At 41.5% G+C, this 15597-nt stretch carries 16 protein-coding genes; all 16 read left to right on the top strand.

Going from position 1 to position 15597, the window contains the following annotated elements; genetic code table 11:
- Positions 1 to 42 precede the first annotated feature (42 nt).
- The 16 genes from recG to trmD all read left to right on the top strand — a co-directional run bounded on the left by recG (position 43) and on the right by trmD (position 15480).
- The gene (gene recG, locus RI196_RS10920; protein WP_311066238.1) at positions 43 to 2088 is read left to right on the top strand and encodes an ATP-dependent DNA helicase RecG; all 2046 of its coding nucleotides are present in this window, start codon (positions 43 to 45) and stop codon (positions 2086 to 2088) included.
- A 91-nt stretch (positions 2089 to 2179) separates the two neighbouring features.
- Positions 2180 to 2782 (top strand): transcription factor FapR, encoded by a 603-nt coding sequence (fapR, locus tag RI196_RS10915; RefSeq protein ID WP_063388440.1) that lies wholly within the window; start codon positions 2180 to 2182, stop codon positions 2780 to 2782.
- The gene (gene plsX, locus RI196_RS10910) at positions 2766 to 3767 is read left to right on the top strand and encodes a phosphate acyltransferase PlsX (RefSeq protein ID WP_311066237.1); all 1002 of its coding nucleotides are present in this window, start codon (positions 2766 to 2768) and stop codon (positions 3765 to 3767) included. Before fapR ends, plsX begins: the two co-directional genes overlap by 17 nt.
- Positions 3768 to 3769: 2 nt before the next feature.
- Positions 3770 to 4711 (top strand): ACP S-malonyltransferase, encoded by a 942-nt coding sequence (gene fabD, locus RI196_RS10905; RefSeq protein WP_063388438.1) that lies wholly within the window; start codon positions 3770 to 3772, stop codon positions 4709 to 4711.
- A 2-nt stretch (positions 4712 to 4713) separates the two neighbouring features.
- Entirely contained in the window at positions 4714 to 5457 is a 744-nt protein-coding gene (gene fabG, locus RI196_RS10900) for a 3-oxoacyl-[acyl-carrier-protein] reductase (protein WP_063388437.1), read from the top strand.
- 63 nt (positions 5458 to 5520) lie between these two features.
- Positions 5521 to 5754 carry an acyl carrier protein gene (locus RI196_RS10895; protein WP_063388436.1) on the top strand — a complete coding sequence of 78 codons (234 nt, stop codon included), beginning with the start codon at positions 5521 to 5523 and terminating at the stop codon, positions 5752 to 5754.
- 114 nt (positions 5755 to 5868) lie between these two features.
- Positions 5869 to 6609, top strand: coding sequence for a ribonuclease III (rnc, locus tag RI196_RS10890; protein WP_063388435.1), 741 nt, complete (start codon positions 5869 to 5871; stop codon positions 6607 to 6609).
- An 86-nt stretch (positions 6610 to 6695) separates the two neighbouring features.
- On the top strand, positions 6696 to 10262 hold the full coding sequence (gene smc / locus RI196_RS10885; protein WP_066246535.1) for a chromosome segregation protein SMC: 3567 nt from the start codon (positions 6696 to 6698) through the stop codon (positions 10260 to 10262).
- A 15-nt stretch (positions 10263 to 10277) separates the two neighbouring features.
- Positions 10278 to 11261 carry a signal recognition particle-docking protein FtsY gene (gene ftsY, locus RI196_RS10880; RefSeq protein WP_063388433.1) on the top strand — a complete coding sequence of 328 codons (984 nt, stop codon included), beginning with the start codon at positions 10278 to 10280 and terminating at the stop codon, positions 11259 to 11261.
- A gap of 94 nt (positions 11262 to 11355) precedes the next feature.
- On the top strand, positions 11356 to 11688 hold the full coding sequence (locus RI196_RS10875) for a putative DNA-binding protein (protein ID WP_311066236.1): 333 nt from the start codon (positions 11356 to 11358) through the stop codon (positions 11686 to 11688).
- An 11-nt stretch (positions 11689 to 11699) separates the two neighbouring features.
- Entirely contained in the window at positions 11700 to 13040 is a 1341-nt protein-coding gene (ffh, locus tag RI196_RS10870; RefSeq protein WP_066246533.1) for a signal recognition particle protein, read from the top strand.
- Between the two features lie 96 nt (positions 13041 to 13136).
- On the top strand, positions 13137 to 13409 hold the full coding sequence (rpsP, locus tag RI196_RS10865; protein ID WP_063388430.1) for a 30S ribosomal protein S16: 273 nt from the start codon (positions 13137 to 13139) through the stop codon (positions 13407 to 13409).
- A 12-nt stretch (positions 13410 to 13421) separates the two neighbouring features.
- Complete coding sequence (locus RI196_RS10860) at positions 13422 to 13652, top strand: KH domain-containing protein (protein WP_063388429.1); 231 nt, start codon at positions 13422 to 13424, stop codon at positions 13650 to 13652.
- A gap of 184 nt (positions 13653 to 13836) precedes the next feature.
- A complete protein-coding gene (locus RI196_RS10855; protein ID WP_063388427.1) occupies positions 13837 to 14217 on the top strand; it encodes a YlqD family protein in 381 nt (126 codons plus the stop codon).
- 10 nt (positions 14218 to 14227) lie between these two features.
- Positions 14228 to 14749: a ribosome maturation factor RimM gene (rimM, locus tag RI196_RS10850; protein WP_066246531.1), complete on the top strand. Its 522-nt coding sequence runs from the start codon at positions 14228 to 14230 to the stop codon at positions 14747 to 14749.
- Complete coding sequence (gene trmD, locus RI196_RS10845; protein WP_063388425.1) at positions 14746 to 15480, top strand: tRNA (guanosine(37)-N1)-methyltransferase TrmD; 735 nt, start codon at positions 14746 to 14748, stop codon at positions 15478 to 15480. The genes rimM and trmD overlap by 4 nt, the downstream gene beginning before the upstream one ends.
- Positions 15481 to 15597: the final 117 nt, after the last annotated feature.

Raw genomic sequence — 15597 nt, 5'->3', positions numbered from 1 at the left:
AAGGAGGTTTCCCGCGGCTAAGTTCAAAGCTGCAAACAGAACATGAACCAATTGCTACAACCGGTCACAGCGGTTAAAGGGGTAGGAGAACAAACAGAACGTTTGCTGCATGATATGGGAATACATACTGTTTCTGATTTGCTTTATTATTTTCCTAATCGCTATGAAGACAACCGTTTAAAGGATCTTGCTGAAGTGAAGCATAAAGAAAGAGTGACAGTCGAAGGAAAGGTTTACAGCGAGCCATTGCTGACCTATTACGGAAAGAAGCGGTCGCGTCTTTCCTTTCGCCTGCTTGTCGGCCGTTATGTTGTCACTGCAGTTTGTTTTAATAGACCATATTACAAACAGAAGCTTGCTATCAATCAAGTTGTTACCGTCTCTGGCATTTGGGACCGCAATCGGCAAACTGTCAATGTTCAACAGATTCATTTTGGGCCTCATAAGCAAAATCAAGAAGTAGAACCCGTTTATTCAGTCCGCGGAAAGCTGACTGTTTCAGAGCTAAAACGGATTATCAGGACCGCCATCCAGTCGTATTCCAGTTTTATTCCAGAAAATTTGCCGGAAATGCTCAGGAAGCGATATAAATTGCCGATGAAAGAAGAAGCGGTAAGAGCCATGCACCTTCCCAAAAATGCCGATGAACTGAAACAGGCAAGAAGAAGATTTGTTTACGAAGAATTTTTATTATTTCAATTGAAAATGCAGGCGATTAAACATTTTCGCAGGTCTTCCTCAAGAGGAATTTCTCATCATTTTGATCGAAAAGAATTGCAATCCTTTATCGACACGCTTCCTTTTTCATTAACAAACGCACAAAAGCGTGTCGTTTCGGAAATTTTATCCGATATGTCTTCACCCTACAGGATGAACCGCCTTCTTCAAGGAGATGTTGGATCAGGGAAAACCGCAGTTGCTGCCATTGTGATGTATGCCGCTGTGTTAAGCGGCTATCAAGCGGCATTGATGGTTCCGACGGAAATTTTAGCTGAGCAGCATGCGAAATCATTGTCAAATCTTTTTTCGCATACGTCTGTCCGCATCGCTTTATTAACAAGCTCAATCAAAGGGAAAAAACGAAAAGAGCTGCTTCTTCAGTTAAAATCCGGGGACATTAACATGATCATAGGGACGCATTCCCTTATTCAGGAGGAAGTGAATTTTTGCCGTTTAGGGCTTGTGATTACGGATGAACAGCATCGGTTCGGCGTCAATCAGCGAAGAATATTGCGGGAAAAAGGAGAATTCCCAGATGTGTTATTTATGACGGCAACTCCTATTCCAAGAACTCTTGCTATAACTGCATTTGGCGAAATGGATGTTTCCATCATTGATGAAATGCCTTCCGGAAGAAAGAAGGTAAAAACATATTGGGTTCGGCCGGAAATGTTAACCCGAATTCTAATATTTATTGAAAAAGAAGTGAAAAAGGGCCATCAAGCGTATGTGATTTGTCCGTTAATTGAAGAATCGGAAAATTTGGATGTCGAAAATGCTGTGACAGTGCACAGTCAATTAACTCAATTTTATCAGGGCAGAATTCAAATCGGCCTTTTGCATGGACGCATGTCACAAGAAGAGAAAAATCAGGTGATGATGGATTTTAGCGAAAATAAAGTGCAAGTTCTTGTCTCCACGACAGTAGTGGAAGTGGGCGTAAACGTACCGAATGCCACGGTCATGTTAGTTTACGATGCGGAGCGGTTTGGTCTTGCCCAGCTCCATCAGCTGCGAGGAAGAGTTGGCCGAGGAAGCTTGCAATCCTATTGCATACTGCTTTCAGATCCGAAATCAGAAATAGGAAAAGAAAGAATGAGAATTATGACGGAAACAGATGACGGCTTCCGTTTAGCTGAAAAAGATTTGGAGCTTAGAGGTCCAGGAGATTTTTTCGGCAAAAAACAAAGCGGCATACCAGAGTTTAAAATCGCCGACATGGTCCATGATTACAGAGCGCTTGAAACTGCGAGATCTGACGCTGCCAAACTGATTCAGTCTGATGCTTTTTGGAAAGATGAACAATTTGCGCCGCTCCGCGATGATTTAGAGGCTTCCGGAGTGTTGAGCGGAGAGAAGCTGGATTAGCCAAAAAAGAATTCATGGTTGCAAACTTATTTCTTTGATTATATACTTGTTATTAGTACCTAGTCTTAATACTAGTCGGACGGTGTAAAAAATGAGACGCAGTAAAAAGGAAAGACAGCGTTTATTGTTGGAAACAATTCAAGAAACGCCTTTTATTACAGATGAAGAATTAGCTGAAAAATTTGGCGTCAGCGTCCAAACCATCCGTTTGGACAGACTAGAACTGTCGATCCCGGAATTAAGAGAACGAATCAAGCATGTCGCTGAACGAAAACTTGAAGATGAAGTCAAATCCCTTCCGATTGATGAAGTGATCGGTGAAATTATTGATCTTGAGCTCGATAAATCAGCTATTTCGATTTTTGATGTTAAAAAAGAGCATGTTTTTAGCCGAAATCAAATTGCACGCGGCCATCATCTATTTGCACAAGCGAACTCTCTTGCCGTTGCTTGCATTGATGATGAATTGGCATTAACGGCTAAAGCGACAATCCGTTTCACACGGCAAGTAAAAGAAAATGAGCGCGTTGTCGCAAAAGCAAAAGTCACTCGCATTGACCGAGATAAAGGCCGAACGTTTGTTGAAGTAAACAGCTATGTCGGCAACGAACTCGTTTTTTCAGGTGAATTTGAAATGTTCAGATCTGCGAATCAATCTAAAAAGGAAGGGGCAAAACATGAAGATAGCCATTGATGCAATGGGGGGAGACAACGCGCCTCAAGCGGTTGTAAAAGGAGCATTAAGAGCGCTTGATGAATTTTCTGATTTGGAAATTGAATTAATCGGAAATGAGTTGCTGATCACTCCATTGTTAGAAGGTAGACATACAAACGTTTCTATTTTTCATACAGAAGAAAAAATTGAAAATGACGACGAACCTGTTCGGGCTGTGCGCAGAAAAAAAAATGCGTCGATGGTCATTATGGCTGAAAGAGTTCGTGATAAAAAGGCGGATGCTTGCATTTCAGCTGGGAATACAGGCGCGCTTATGACTGCCGGTCTGTTTATTATCGGCCGTATAAACGGCATCGACCGGCCGGCGCTGGCACCAACGCTGCCGACCCTTGATGGAAAAGGCTTTGTGATGCTCGATGTCGGCGCTAATGCAGATGCGAAAATGGAACATCTGCAGCAGTATGCAATCATGGGCTCCGTTTATGCAGAAAAGGTGAGAGGGATCAAATCTCCGAGAGTTGGCTTGCTCAACATTGGAACGGAGGAAAAAAAGGGGAACGAATTAGCTAAACAGGCTTTTCAACTTCTGTCTCAATCGCCGATCAACTTTGTCGGCAATGTAGAAGCGCGCGACCTGCTGTCAGGAGCGGCTGATGTTGTAGTAACGGACGGTTTTTCAGGAAACATTGCTTTGAAAGCCATTGAAGGCACAGCACTTTCGGTATTTGCCATGATGAAAGAGGCGTTGACAAGCTCTTTTACAGCGAAAATTGCTGCAGCTGTTTTGAAGCCGAAATTAAAAGGACTAAAGAAAAAAATGGATTATTCAGAGCATGGCGGGGCTTGCTTATTCGGGCTGAAAGCACCGGTGATCAAAGCCCACGGTTCATCCGATGAGCTGGCTATTTTTCATGCTATTCGCCAGGCTCGGGAAATAGTGGCGAACTCCGTATCTTCAACGATAGAAGAAACGATTCAGAACATGCAAATGAAAGGGGATTGACAATGGGGAAAACTGCTCTTCTGTTTCCGGGACAAGGCTCTCAGCAAGTCGGTATGGGAAAAGATTTTTTTGATCAAGTTCCCATTTCCAAGGAAATTTTTCAAAAAGCAAATGAACGTTTAGACTTTGATTTAACTTCTATTATTTTCAACGGTCCGCAAGAAGAATTGACGTTAACATACAATGCACAGCCTGCACTGCTGACGACAAGCGCTGCGATTTTTGAAGCATTGAAACAGTATGAAGTCGTTTTTGATTATGTTGCCGGACACAGCCTGGGTGAATATACAGCATTAGTGGCGGCAAACGTCATGACAGTTGAAGATGCAGTCTATGTTGTAAGAAAGCGCGGTGAACTGATGGAAAAAGCGGTTCCTGCAGGAGAAGGATCCATGGCTGCCGTTTTAGGTATGGTGCAGGAAGAACTTGAAAACATAACAAAACAAATCTCGAATGAAGGCACACTAGTACAACTGGCAAATTTAAATTGTCCCGGGCAAATCGTTATTTCTGGAACAAAAGAAGGAGTACAAAGAGCTGGAGAGCTTGCTAAAGAAAAGGGCGCCAAGCGGGTAATCCCGCTGGAAGTAAGCGGTCCATTTCATTCTGAATTGATGAAGCCGGCTGCCAGCGAGCTGTCCAAAGTGCTTGATGAAGTGACCATTCAAGATGCATCCGTTCCTGTCATCGCAAACGTGACTGCTGCTCCTGTTCAAAATAAAGATGAAATCAAGAGCCTTTTGATTGAGCAGCTTTATTCTCCTGTTCGATGGGAAGAAAGTGTACGGTCGATGATTCAAGCAGGGGTGACAACGTTTATTGAAATCGGTGCTGGAAAAGTTCTGACAGGTCTTGTCAAAAAGGTGGATCGCAGCGTTAAAACATACAATATTTTTGATTTGTCATCATTAGAAGCAGTTGTTCATGACATAAAGGAGGTATGATTATGCTTTCAGGGAAAACGGCCCTTGTAACGGGAGGGAGCCGCGGAATCGGCCGAGCGATTGCTATTGATCTTGCCAAAAATGGCGCGGATGTTGCTGTAAATTATTCTGGTAATGAGGAAAAAGCCAATGAAGTGGTAAAAGAAATTGAATCCTTAGGACGGAAAGCTTTTGCCATTCGCGCTAATGTTGCAAATGCTGATGAAGTAAACAGCATGGTCAATGAAGTAATCGAACGATTCGGCCGTCTCGACATTCTTGTAAATAATGCCGGAATCACGAAAGATAATTTGCTTATGCGAATGAAAGAATCAGAATGGGACGACGTGATCAACATAAATTTAAAAGGTGTTTTCAATTGTACAAAAGCGGTCACAAGACAAATGATGAAGCAGCGTTCCGGCAGGATCATCAACATCGCATCGATCGTCGGTATAGCTGGTAATGCTGGACAGGCAAACTATGTAGCGGCTAAAGCCGGGATTATCGGACTGACGAAGACGACTGCGAAGGAGTTGGCGGGCCGAAATATTACAGTAAATGCTGTAGCGCCAGGTTTTATTTCAACCGATATGACGGATCAGCTCCCTGAACAAATAAGAAATGAAATGCTCAAACAAATTCCGCTCGGACGTTTCGGCGAGCCGAATGATATTGCCAATATGGTAACATTCATTGCTTCTGATAAAAGCTCCTATATGACAGGGCAAACACTTTGTCTCGACGGCGGAATGGTCATGTATTAATTTTGAATTCGTTGTAGTAATATGAAGACAAATCTTCTATAATACTGGAGGGAGGTGAAAGTTATGGCAGATGTATTGGAGCGTGTTACGAAGATCATCGTCGACCGTCTCGGAGTTGATGAATCTGAAGTAAAGCTTGAATCCTCTTTTAAAGACGATCTCGGCGCCGATTCCCTAGACGTTGTTGAACTTGTTATGGAATTAGAAGATGAGTTCGGCATGGAAATTTCCGACGAAGAAGCGGAACAAATTGTGACTGTAGGGGATGCAGTTAATTACATACAGAGCAAACTATAATTGCATGTTTTTAAAAAGTCCCGTATCTTTGCGGGGCTTTCTCCCTTTTCATCCCTTTTTTTGTTAACATTAAGTAGAGGTTTTTTTCATTTGTTTAGAAAATGGAGGTAACGTATGCCTAACAAAACAAATTTAAAAAAAAATTTTTTTAAAAAAATAGAAAAGTTTCGTGATTTCCAAGCAAAAATCGGCATTACGTTCACGAATGAAAAGCTCTTATTTCAGGCTTTTACACATTCATCCTATGTGAATGAGCATCGCAAAAAACCGTATGAAGACAATGAACGGCTGGAATATTTAGGTGATGCAGTATTGGAGCTGACGGTTTCGGAGTACTTGTATAAAAAATATCCGACAATGTCTGAAGGCAATTTGACAAAGCTGAGAGCTGCCATTGTTTGCGAGCCATCGCTTGTTACTTTTGCCAACGAGCTTTCTTTTGGCGAACTCGTTTTGCTCGGAAAAGGAGAGGAAATGACTGGGGGGCGCGGTCGTCCAGCTCTTTTAGCTGATGTCTTTGAGGCATTTATCGGCGCTTTGTATTTGGATCAAGGCCTTGAGTCAGTCACTTCTTTTTTAAATAAGGTCGTTTTCCCGAAAATCGACGAAGGTGCTTTTTCTCATGTGATGGATTTTAAAAGCAGATTGCAAGAGCTTATTCAACGTGACGGAAAAGGTGTTTTGGATTATAAAATTTTGGAAGAAAAAGGCCCCGCTCACAATAAAGAATTTGTTGCAACCGTATCTTTAAACGGAGAGGTGATCGGTTCTGGAGTGGGCCGTTCCAAAAAAGAAGCAGAACAGCATGCAGCTGAACAAGGATTGCAAAAATTAGGCGAATTCCCCCAAAAATAAACGGGGGATTTTTTATTGATATTGCTCCGATCATTTTTTGTTATGGTAAAATAGGAAAGACTTATTTGGAATGAAAGGGGATCACCATGTTCCTCAAACGTTTAGATATCGTAGGATTTAAATCTTTTGCAGATCGGATCAGCGTTGATTTTGCTGGCGGTGTTACCGCTGTTGTCGGCCCAAATGGGAGCGGAAAATCGAATATTACAGAAGCTATTCGATGGGTTCTTGGGGAGCAATCAGCAAAATCGTTAAGAGGATCCAAAATGGAGGATATTATTTTTGCTGGAAGCGATACTCGCAAACGTTTAAATATGGCGGAAGTCACTTTAACTCTTGATAACGGCGATCAGTTTTTGCCGATCGATTATCATGAGGTAAGTGTGACAAGAAGAGTTTACCGCTCTGGAGAAAGTGAATTTTTTATAAACAAGCAATCTTGCCGCTTAAAAGATATTATCGACCTGTTCATGGATTCCGGGCTCGGAAAAGAAGCGTTTTCAATTATCAGCCAAGGAAAGGTTGAAGAAATTTTAAGCGCGAAACCGGAAGATCGGCGAACAATTTTTGAAGAAGCGGCTGGTGTGCTAAAATATAAAACCCGAAAAAAGAAAGCTGAAATAAAACTTGCTGAAACTGAAGAAAATTTAAATAGAGTTCAAGACATTTTATATGAACTGAATGCGCAAATTGAGCCCCTTAAAATGCAGGCATCTATTGCAAAGGATTATTTGGATAAAAAGGAAGAACTGAAGCAGCATGAGGTCGCTCTTCTCGCGCATGAAATCGAAGAGCTTCATGATAGATGGGAAGCATTGAAGCGTTCGGTCGAAGAAAATCGCGATCGCGAACTAGAGCTGACATCGCAAATACAAAAAAAAGAAGCGAATCTGGAAGAAATGCGGGATCAAATCAGTGCATTGGATGAATCAATCAATGATTTGCAGCAAGTTCTTCTTTTGGCAAGCGAAGAACTGGAGAAGCTTGAAGGGAAAAAAGAAGTTTTAAAAGAAAGAAAAAAACATGCGGCGCAAAACGAACAACAGTTGAAAGAGCAAATCGCTGAGCTGACTGAACAAATAAATCAATTATTTAAAGAAAAAGAAGAGCAAAAAAGCGTCTATGAAACATGCGAAAAAGAAGTAAAAGAACTAAAATCCTTCCTGCAAAAAAAAGAAAACGAGCTGCTAAGCCTGGATGGAAACATCGAGGAAAAGCTTGAGCAGCTAAAAAGTGACTATTTTGAAAAATTAAATGAACTGGCAAGCGCTCGAAATGAAATCAATTATATTGAGGAACAGCTAAGCTTGCGAAAAGTCAAAGCAGACCGCTTAGACGAGGCAAACGAAAAATATATTTCCGAAAGAAAAGAGCTGAAAAAAGAGAAAGGGAAAATAGAAGCACAGCTTTCTAAAATCGGAAAAACATTGCAAAATCAGCTTTCCTCTTATCATACAGGCTTAAAAACGTTGGAAAGCCTAAAACAACAATATGAAAAGAAGGAATCGCTGCTTTATCAAGCATATCAATATTTACAAAAAGCAAAATCAAAAAAAGAAATGCTAGAGGCGATGCAGGAGGATTATACCGGTTTCTTCCAAGGTGTCCGTGAAGTTTTAAAAGCAAAAAACAAGCTAAAAGGCATACATGGTGCTGCTATCGAGCTGTTGACAACGAAACATGAATATGAAACAGCCATTGAAATTGCTCTTGGCGCGGCAAGCCAGCATATAGTCGTTGACGATGAAGAATCGGCAAGACAGGCGATTGCGTTTTTGAAGAAAAATGCATTCGGCAGAGCGACGTTCCTTCCTTTATCTGTCATCAAAGGCCGCTCAATCCCGAAATATCAGCTTTCGATTGCAGAAAGCCATCCTGATTTTATCGGGATAGCGTCTCAACTCGTGGAATATGAATCAGCATATAAGCCGATCATAGAAAATCTGTTAGGAAACGTTATTATTGCAAAAACGTTGGAAGGGGCAAATGCGATTGCCAAACAAATTCAGTACTCGCACCGAATTGTTACGCTTGAAGGCGATGTAGTCAATCCAGGCGGATCGATGACAGGAGGAGCGGTGAAGCAGAAATCACCTTCTTTCCTTACCAAAAACCGAGAGCTTGAGTCGATTCGCGACAAAATTGCGGAAATGGAAGAAAAGACAGCTTCGCTCGAAAAAGAAGTAAAAAATCTGAAGCAATCGATTGCCAAAAAAGAGAAAGAGCTTGATGATCTGCGGGAAGAAGGATCTTCTTTGCGAATGGAAGAGCAAGCTTTGAAGGGCAGCTTGAGGGAAATTGAATTAAAAGAGCGAAATATTAATGATCATTTGAAGCTTTACGATGCTGAAAAAATCGCCTATGTAGAAGAACAGGAGAAGTTAGATGAAAGAAAAACAAAATTGCTGTCCTCCATCGAACAAATGGAAGGACAAATACAACAGCTAGATTCAGAGATTCGTCAGCTGGCCGAGAAGAAGGAGAAACAGCAAAAATCAAAGGAAGAATGGATGCAGGAAATAACAGAGCTCAAAATTATTCTTGCAGGAAAAGAGGAATCCTTTAAAAATAGTAAGGAACAATTAGCACGCCTTGAAAAAGAATATCATCTGGCGAATCAAAAAAAGAAAGAGGCGGAAAAAGATTTACAACTATTATTGGATGAAATCGACCGCGATCACTCCGGTGAAATCCAATTGGAAGAAATAAAAAAGGAGAAGCTTGAGGACAAAAATAAAACAATTGAATTGATCGCATCCCGCAGACGCCAGCGAATGAGCATGCAAGAAGAGCTGGAACGAGAAGAAAAAGAATGGAAAGAGCTGAAGCGCGCTCATAAACAACTGACGGACGTTCTAAAAGATGAAGAAGTAAAATTAAACAGGCTGGATGTGGAGCTTGATCAGCTCTTGAATTATTTGCAAAATGAGTATAAGCTAACTTTTGAAGCAGCAAAGGCCCGCTTTCCTTTACAGATGGAGAAAGAAGAGGCGAAGAAAAAAGTAAAGCTGATTAAACTGGCATTAGAAGAGCTTGGAACCGTAAACTTAGGGGCAATTGATGAGTACGAGCGGGTGCGTGAACGGCATGAGTTTTTAACAGAACAGAGGGACGATTTATTGAATGCAAAAGAAACTCTTTTTAAAGTCATCGCCGAAATGGATGAAGAAATGAAAAAGCAGTTTTCCCAAATGTTTGCCAAAATACGTTCTCAATTCGATATCGTTTTTAAAGAACTGTTCGGAGGCGGAAAAGCGGATTTAATTTTGACAAATCCCGACGATCTGTTAAACACCGGAGTGGACATTATTGCTCAGCCTCCAGGGAAAAAACTGCAATATTTAAGCCTGCTGTCCGGAGGCGAACGCGCTTTGACTGCAATTGCCCTTCTATTTTCCATATTAAAGGTACGTCCTGTTCCGTTTTGTGTTCTCGATGAAGTAGAGGCGGCATTGGATGAAGCAAATGTTCAAAGATTTTCTAAATTTTTGAAGCGTTTCAGTGAGAATACTCAATTTATTGTCATCACCCACCGGAAAGGGACGATGGAAGAAGCGGATGCTTTATATGGTGTGACAATGCAAGAATCGGGAGTGTCAAAAGTTGTATCCGTCCGCTTGGAAGATACAGTTAGATATGTGAAATCGTCGTGAAAGGAAGAAAAATAAATGAGTTTTTTTAAGAAATTAAAAGAAAAAATTTCAAAGCAGAAGGATTCAGTAACGGCAAAATTTAAAGAAGGGCTTGAAAAAACGAGAAGCTCTTTTACAGAAAGCTTAAATGAACTTGTTTCGCGCTATCGAAAGGTTGATGAAGAATTTTTCGAGGAATTAGAGGAAATTTTGATTACTGCCGATGTCGGCGTTCAAACGGTCATGGACTTGATCGATGAATTGAAAATGGAAGTGAAAAGGCGAAACATTCAAGAACCGAAGGAAGTGCGCGCTGCCATTTCCGAAAAGCTTGTTGAAATTTACCAAGGAGAAGACGGCGCTCCTACCGATTTAAACATTGAAGACGGCCGGTTAAACATCGTATTGTTTGTTGGCGTCAATGGTGTTGGAAAAACGACGACGATCGGAAAGCTTGCACATCGATTAAAAGAAGAAGGAAAATCTGTCCTTCTTGCTGCCGGCGACACGTTCCGAGCAGGCGCCATCGAACAGCTGGAAGTTTGGGGGGATCGGGTTGGCGTAGATGTGATTAAACAATCGGCAGGCTCTGATCCTGCTGCCGTCGTGTATGACGCCATTCAGGCCGCTCGCTCTCGAAAAGTAGACGTCTTATTATGTGATACTGCTGGACGGCTTCAAAATAAGATGAATTTAATGAAAGAGCTTGAGAAAGTAAAGCGGGTTATCGAACGGGAAATTCCAGGTGCTCCGCATGAAGTGCTGCTTGTCCTTGATGCGACAACAGGACAAAATGCAATGAGCCAGGCAAGACAGTTTTCGGAGGCGACAAATGTCACTGGAATTGCCTTGACAAAATTGGATGGCACTGCGAAGGGAGGAATTGTTCTAGCCATTCGAAATGAGCTGAACATTCCTGTAAAACTGGTGGGGCTTGGCGAAAAAATGGACGATCTTGAGAAATTTGATGCAGAGAAATATGTTTATGGGCTGTTTGCCGATTTAGTAGATGAAGCGTAACGTAATTGTGTTAAGAAAAAAACTTGACATCTACAGTTAGAATCGATACACTAAAAACATGTAAAGGCAATTCACTTAACAACAGGGGGTGTTGATGTTGCTTGAAAAAACAACGAGGATGAATTATTTATTTGATTTTTATCAGTCGTTGTTGACGCCAAAGCAAAAAAGCTACATGTCTCTGTACTACTTGGATGATTACTCCCTAGGTGAAATTGCTGAAGAATACAACGTCAGCCGCCAGGCAGTGTACGACAACATAAAACGGACGGAAATGATGCTGGAGGAATACGAGCAGAAGCTTCAGCTGTTCAAGAAATTTAAAGAGCGTAAAAAAATAATTGAAAAGCTGAAAGGTCTGCCTTTCCAATCAGAAATGAAGGAAGAATTTGACCGACTACTTCATCTTTTGGAAAAACTGGATTAGGAGGAGCCGCCATGGCTTTTGAGGGATTAGCCAACCGACTGCAAAACACGATGGCTAAAATCCGCGGCAAAGGAAAGGTTTCTGAAGCGGATGTCAAAGAAATGATGAGGGAAGTTCGTCTTGCTCTTTTGGAAGCGGACGTCAACTATAAAGTCGTCAAAGACTTTATTAAGAAAGTCAGCGAAAGGGCTGTTGGCCAGGAAGTCATGAAAAGCTTGACACCAGGCCAGCAAGTTATCAAAGTAGTGAAAGAAGAGCTGACCGAGCTGATGGGCGGCGAGCAGAGCAAAATTGCCGTAAGCAAACGGCCGCCGACGGTGATTTTGATGGCGGGCCTTCAAGGTGCAGGGAAAACGACTACGACTGGAAAGCTTGCCAACTACTTGCGAAAAAAACATAACCGAAACCCGCTTCTTGTTGCAGCTGATATTTATCGTCCTGCAGCCATTAAACAATTAGAAACATTAGGAAAGCAGCTTGGCATGCCTGTATTTTCACTCGGCGACAAGGTAAGCCCTGTTGAAATAGCCAAACAGGCGCTGGAATATGCCAAAAATGAGCATCATGATTATGTTCTCATTGATACAGCCGGACGCTTGCATATCGATGAAAATCTGATGGATGAATTAAAGCAGGTGAAGGAAGCTGCAAATCCTGATGAGATTTTTCTCGTTGTCGATGCCATGACTGGACAAGATGCCGTCAATGTGGCAAAAAGCTTTCATGATGAGCTTGGCATTACCGGTGTTATTTTGACAAAGCTTGATGGGGATACACGTGGCGGTGCTGCGCTTTCCATTCGTGCGGCAACAGGTGCTCCGATTAAATTTGCCGGGATGGGCGAAAAGCTGGATGCGCTCGAACCGTTTCATCCCGAACGAATGGCATCGCGTATATTAGGAATGGGAGATGTCTTGACCCTGATCGAAAAGGCTCAAGAGAACGTCGATCAGGAGAAAGCGAAGCAGCTGGAAGAAAAAATGAGGACGATGTCTTTTACTTTTGATGATTTTTTAGAGCAGCTTGAACAAGTAAGAAACATGGGTCCTCTTGATGAGTTGATTTCCATGCTGCCTGGTGCAGGGAAAATGAAAGGCTTGAAAAACATTCAAGTTGATGAAAAGCAGCTAAGCCACGTTGAAGCGATCATCCGCTCCATGACAAAAGAAGAAAAAGAGAAGCCGGAAATTATTAATGCAAGCAGAAGAAAACGGATTGCTAAAGGGAGCGGTACTTCTGTCCAGGAAGTAAACAGGCTTTTAAAGCAGTTTGAAGAAATGAAAAAAATGATGAAGCAAATGACTTCAATGACAAAAGGCAAGCGAAAAGGATTTAAATTTCCTTTTATGTAATAAAAATTTATTCTGTTAAGAAAAAACACTTTACAAACTTTTTGATCATTGATAATATTCTATTTTGTTGAAAATATTTCGGAGGTGTAAAAAAATATGGCAGTTAAAATTCGTTTAAAACGCATGGGTGCAAAAAAATCTCCATTTTATCGCATTGTTGTAGCTGATTCCCGTTCTCCTAGAGATGGACGTTTCATTGAAACGATCGGTACGTACAATCCAGTAAAGGATCCTGCTGAAGTGAAAATTGACGAAGAATTGGCTCTTAAGTGGCTTCAAAACGGTGCAAAACCGTCTGACACTGTTCGTAACCTGTTTTCGAAACAAGGGATTATGGAAAAATTCCACAATGCGAAATATAGTAAATAATGTGTGATTATTATGGAACAGTTAATAACAACAATTGCCAAAGCTATTGTTGATCATCCGGATGAAGTCAAGGTGAACAGAGAGGAGAAAAAAGGTGAAATTGTATATACTCTTTCTGTTCACCAAGACGATATTGGCAAAGTGATTGGAAAACAAGGCCGTATTGCAAAAGCGATCAGGACGGTCGTTTATGCAGCGGCTAGCGGCAAATCAATGAGAGTAACGCTTAAAATTAATGATTAAAAGGTGAGGGGATTGCTCCTCGCCTTTTTTACAAAAGAAGAAAAGCTGATTTCGCAGGATCAAAAAATCACATTTGAAATTGCGACGATTCCAGACCTCCCTCTTCTGGCCAGAAGGGAAAAGCCGGGAGGGATCTTCCATGAATATACTCCTCGGAGCAATTTTATGACTGGAGGAGAGAGGAATGAAAATCATTTATCCGATCACAGTAAAGCAAATATTGACGGAAAACAGCAAGGAAAAACTGATTCATAAATGGCAGGCAAAAAAAGAAGAAATGAAACGGGAATGCGATCAATTATATTTTCAGCTGAAAAAAGCTGAAAAAACAACAAAAAACCAGTCCATCATTTCCCAGTACCATCAGGAAATCAACAAAAGAAAGGAAAAAATGAAGTTGATGGAATTTAAGCTTCAGCAAATCGATATGCTCCCTCTAGGCAGCGAATTAAAAGAACGGGAAGTGAACGCAGTAATCGAAGTAAAAGAAGGCGACAACTGGGATCAATTGCTGAATGAAAAAACGATTGTGATCGAAGATGGAGTAGTAAAAGAGATTCGCTAGAGGTGATCATATGGCCGAAAAATGGTTTCAAGTCGGAAAAATTGTCAATACGCACGGAATTCGCGGCGAAGTGCGCGTCGTTTCCGTAACTGATTTTCCTGATGAGCGATATAAACGCGGAAACCGTTTATACATTTTTCAAAAAGACAAAGAGCCTGTTGAAGTCATTGTCAAATCTCATCGAATTCATAAAAATTTTGATTTATTGTCTTTTGAAGGGTATGATTCGATCAATGAGGTTGAGCCGTTTAAAGGCTCAGACATAAAGGTTCCAGAAAGCCAGCTTGGCAGCCTGGATGAAGGAGAATATTATTTTCATGAAATCATCGGATGCTCCGTGTATACCGAAGACGGTGATGAGCTGGGGATCATAAATGAAATTTTAACGCCCGGTGCCAACGATGTGTGGGTTGTCAAACGAAAAGGCAAAAAAGATTTGTTGATTCCATATATCGAGGATGTTGTGAAACATATTGATGTGAAAGAGAAGCGAGTCATCATTTTTCCTATGGAAGGGTTATTGGACAAATGATTATTGATGTACTGACTTTATTTCCTGATATGTTCGCTGGAGTTTTTAACCAATCGATTTTAAAAAAAGCTCAGGAGAAGGATGCTGTTTCGATTAACGTTATTAATTTTCGAGACTATTCAACAGACAAGCATCAGTCGGTCGATGATTATCCGTACGGTGGCGGTGCCGGCATGGTATTAAAGCCGGAGCCGATCTTTCATTCTGTTGAGGCTGTAAAAGAAAAGCGAAACGCACAGCATTCGAAAGTCATACTTGTTTGTCCGCAAGGAGAACGCTTTACCCAAAAAAAAGCAGAGCAGCTGGCTCAAGCAGATCATCTAATATTTATTTGCGGCCATTATGAAGGCTACGACGAAAGAATCCGTTTTCTTGCGACAGACGAAATTTCAATTGGAGACTTTGTCCTGACAGGCGGTGAGCTTGCCGCGATGGTCATCATTGACTGTGTTGTGCGTCTTCTACCAGGTGTTCTCGGAAATGAAGAATCGCACCAAAATGATTCTTTTTCAACGGGACTGCTTGAACATCCGCATTACACCCGCCCTGCTGAATTCAGGGGGATGAAGGTGCCTGATGTGTTATTGTCAGGCCATCACGAAAAAATAGCCGAATGGCGGGAAAAAGAATCGCTCCGAAGAACATGGGAGCGCAGACCTGACTTATTGGACGGCTATTCTTTAACGGAAAAGCAAAAAAAATGGCTGGAAGAAATAAAAAAGGCGAAATGAATGCTTGCAAATGGTTTGTTTCCTATGATAAGATACGTTTTGTGACATAGACAGCCGGTCTTGTCTTTTTAAAACGATGTTCCGCTGCAAGCATCTTGTATGAGCATCTGTTGGAAG

Source organism: Aeribacillus composti (assembly GCF_031760945.1).
Classification (GTDB): domain Bacteria; phylum Bacillota; class Bacilli; order Bacillales; family Aeribacillaceae; genus Aeribacillus; species Aeribacillus composti.
Note: the sequence above shows the minus strand (reverse complement) of the source record. Positions and strands in the feature narration are given on the sequence as shown.

Excerpts from the sequence above, each read along its gene's own strand:
- recG (WP_311066238.1), top strand. The coding sequence starts at position 43 with ATGAACCAATTGCTACAACCGGTCACAGCGGTTAAAGGGGTAGGAGAA.
- fapR (WP_063388440.1), top strand. The coding sequence starts at position 2,180 with ATGAGACGCAGTAAAAAGGAAAGACAGCGTTTATTGTTGGAAACAATT.
- plsX (WP_311066237.1), top strand. The coding sequence starts at position 2,766 with ATGAAGATAGCCATTGATGCAATGGGGGGAGACAACGCGCCTCAAGCG.
- fabD (WP_063388438.1), top strand. The coding sequence starts at position 3,770 with ATGGGGAAAACTGCTCTTCTGTTTCCGGGACAAGGCTCTCAGCAAGTC.
- fabG (WP_063388437.1), top strand. The coding sequence starts at position 4,714 with ATGCTTTCAGGGAAAACGGCCCTTGTAACGGGAGGGAGCCGCGGAATC.
- RI196_RS10895 (WP_063388436.1), top strand. The coding sequence starts at position 5,521 with ATGGCAGATGTATTGGAGCGTGTTACGAAGATCATCGTCGACCGTCTC.
- rnc (WP_063388435.1), top strand. The coding sequence starts at position 5,869 with ATGCCTAACAAAACAAATTTAAAAAAAAATTTTTTTAAAAAAATAGAA.
- smc (WP_066246535.1), top strand. The coding sequence starts at position 6,696 with ATGTTCCTCAAACGTTTAGATATCGTAGGATTTAAATCTTTTGCAGAT.
- ftsY (WP_063388433.1), top strand. The coding sequence starts at position 10,278 with ATGAGTTTTTTTAAGAAATTAAAAGAAAAAATTTCAAAGCAGAAGGAT.
- RI196_RS10875 (WP_311066236.1), top strand. The coding sequence starts at position 11,356 with ATGTTGCTTGAAAAAACAACGAGGATGAATTATTTATTTGATTTTTAT.
- ffh (WP_066246533.1), top strand. The coding sequence starts at position 11,700 with ATGGCTTTTGAGGGATTAGCCAACCGACTGCAAAACACGATGGCTAAA.
- rpsP (WP_063388430.1), top strand. The coding sequence starts at position 13,137 with ATGGCAGTTAAAATTCGTTTAAAACGCATGGGTGCAAAAAAATCTCCA.
- RI196_RS10860 (WP_063388429.1), top strand. The coding sequence starts at position 13,422 with ATGGAACAGTTAATAACAACAATTGCCAAAGCTATTGTTGATCATCCG.
- RI196_RS10855 (WP_063388427.1), top strand. The coding sequence starts at position 13,837 with ATGAAAATCATTTATCCGATCACAGTAAAGCAAATATTGACGGAAAAC.
- rimM (WP_066246531.1), top strand. The coding sequence starts at position 14,228 with ATGGCCGAAAAATGGTTTCAAGTCGGAAAAATTGTCAATACGCACGGA.
- trmD (WP_063388425.1), top strand. The coding sequence starts at position 14,746 with ATGATTATTGATGTACTGACTTTATTTCCTGATATGTTCGCTGGAGTT.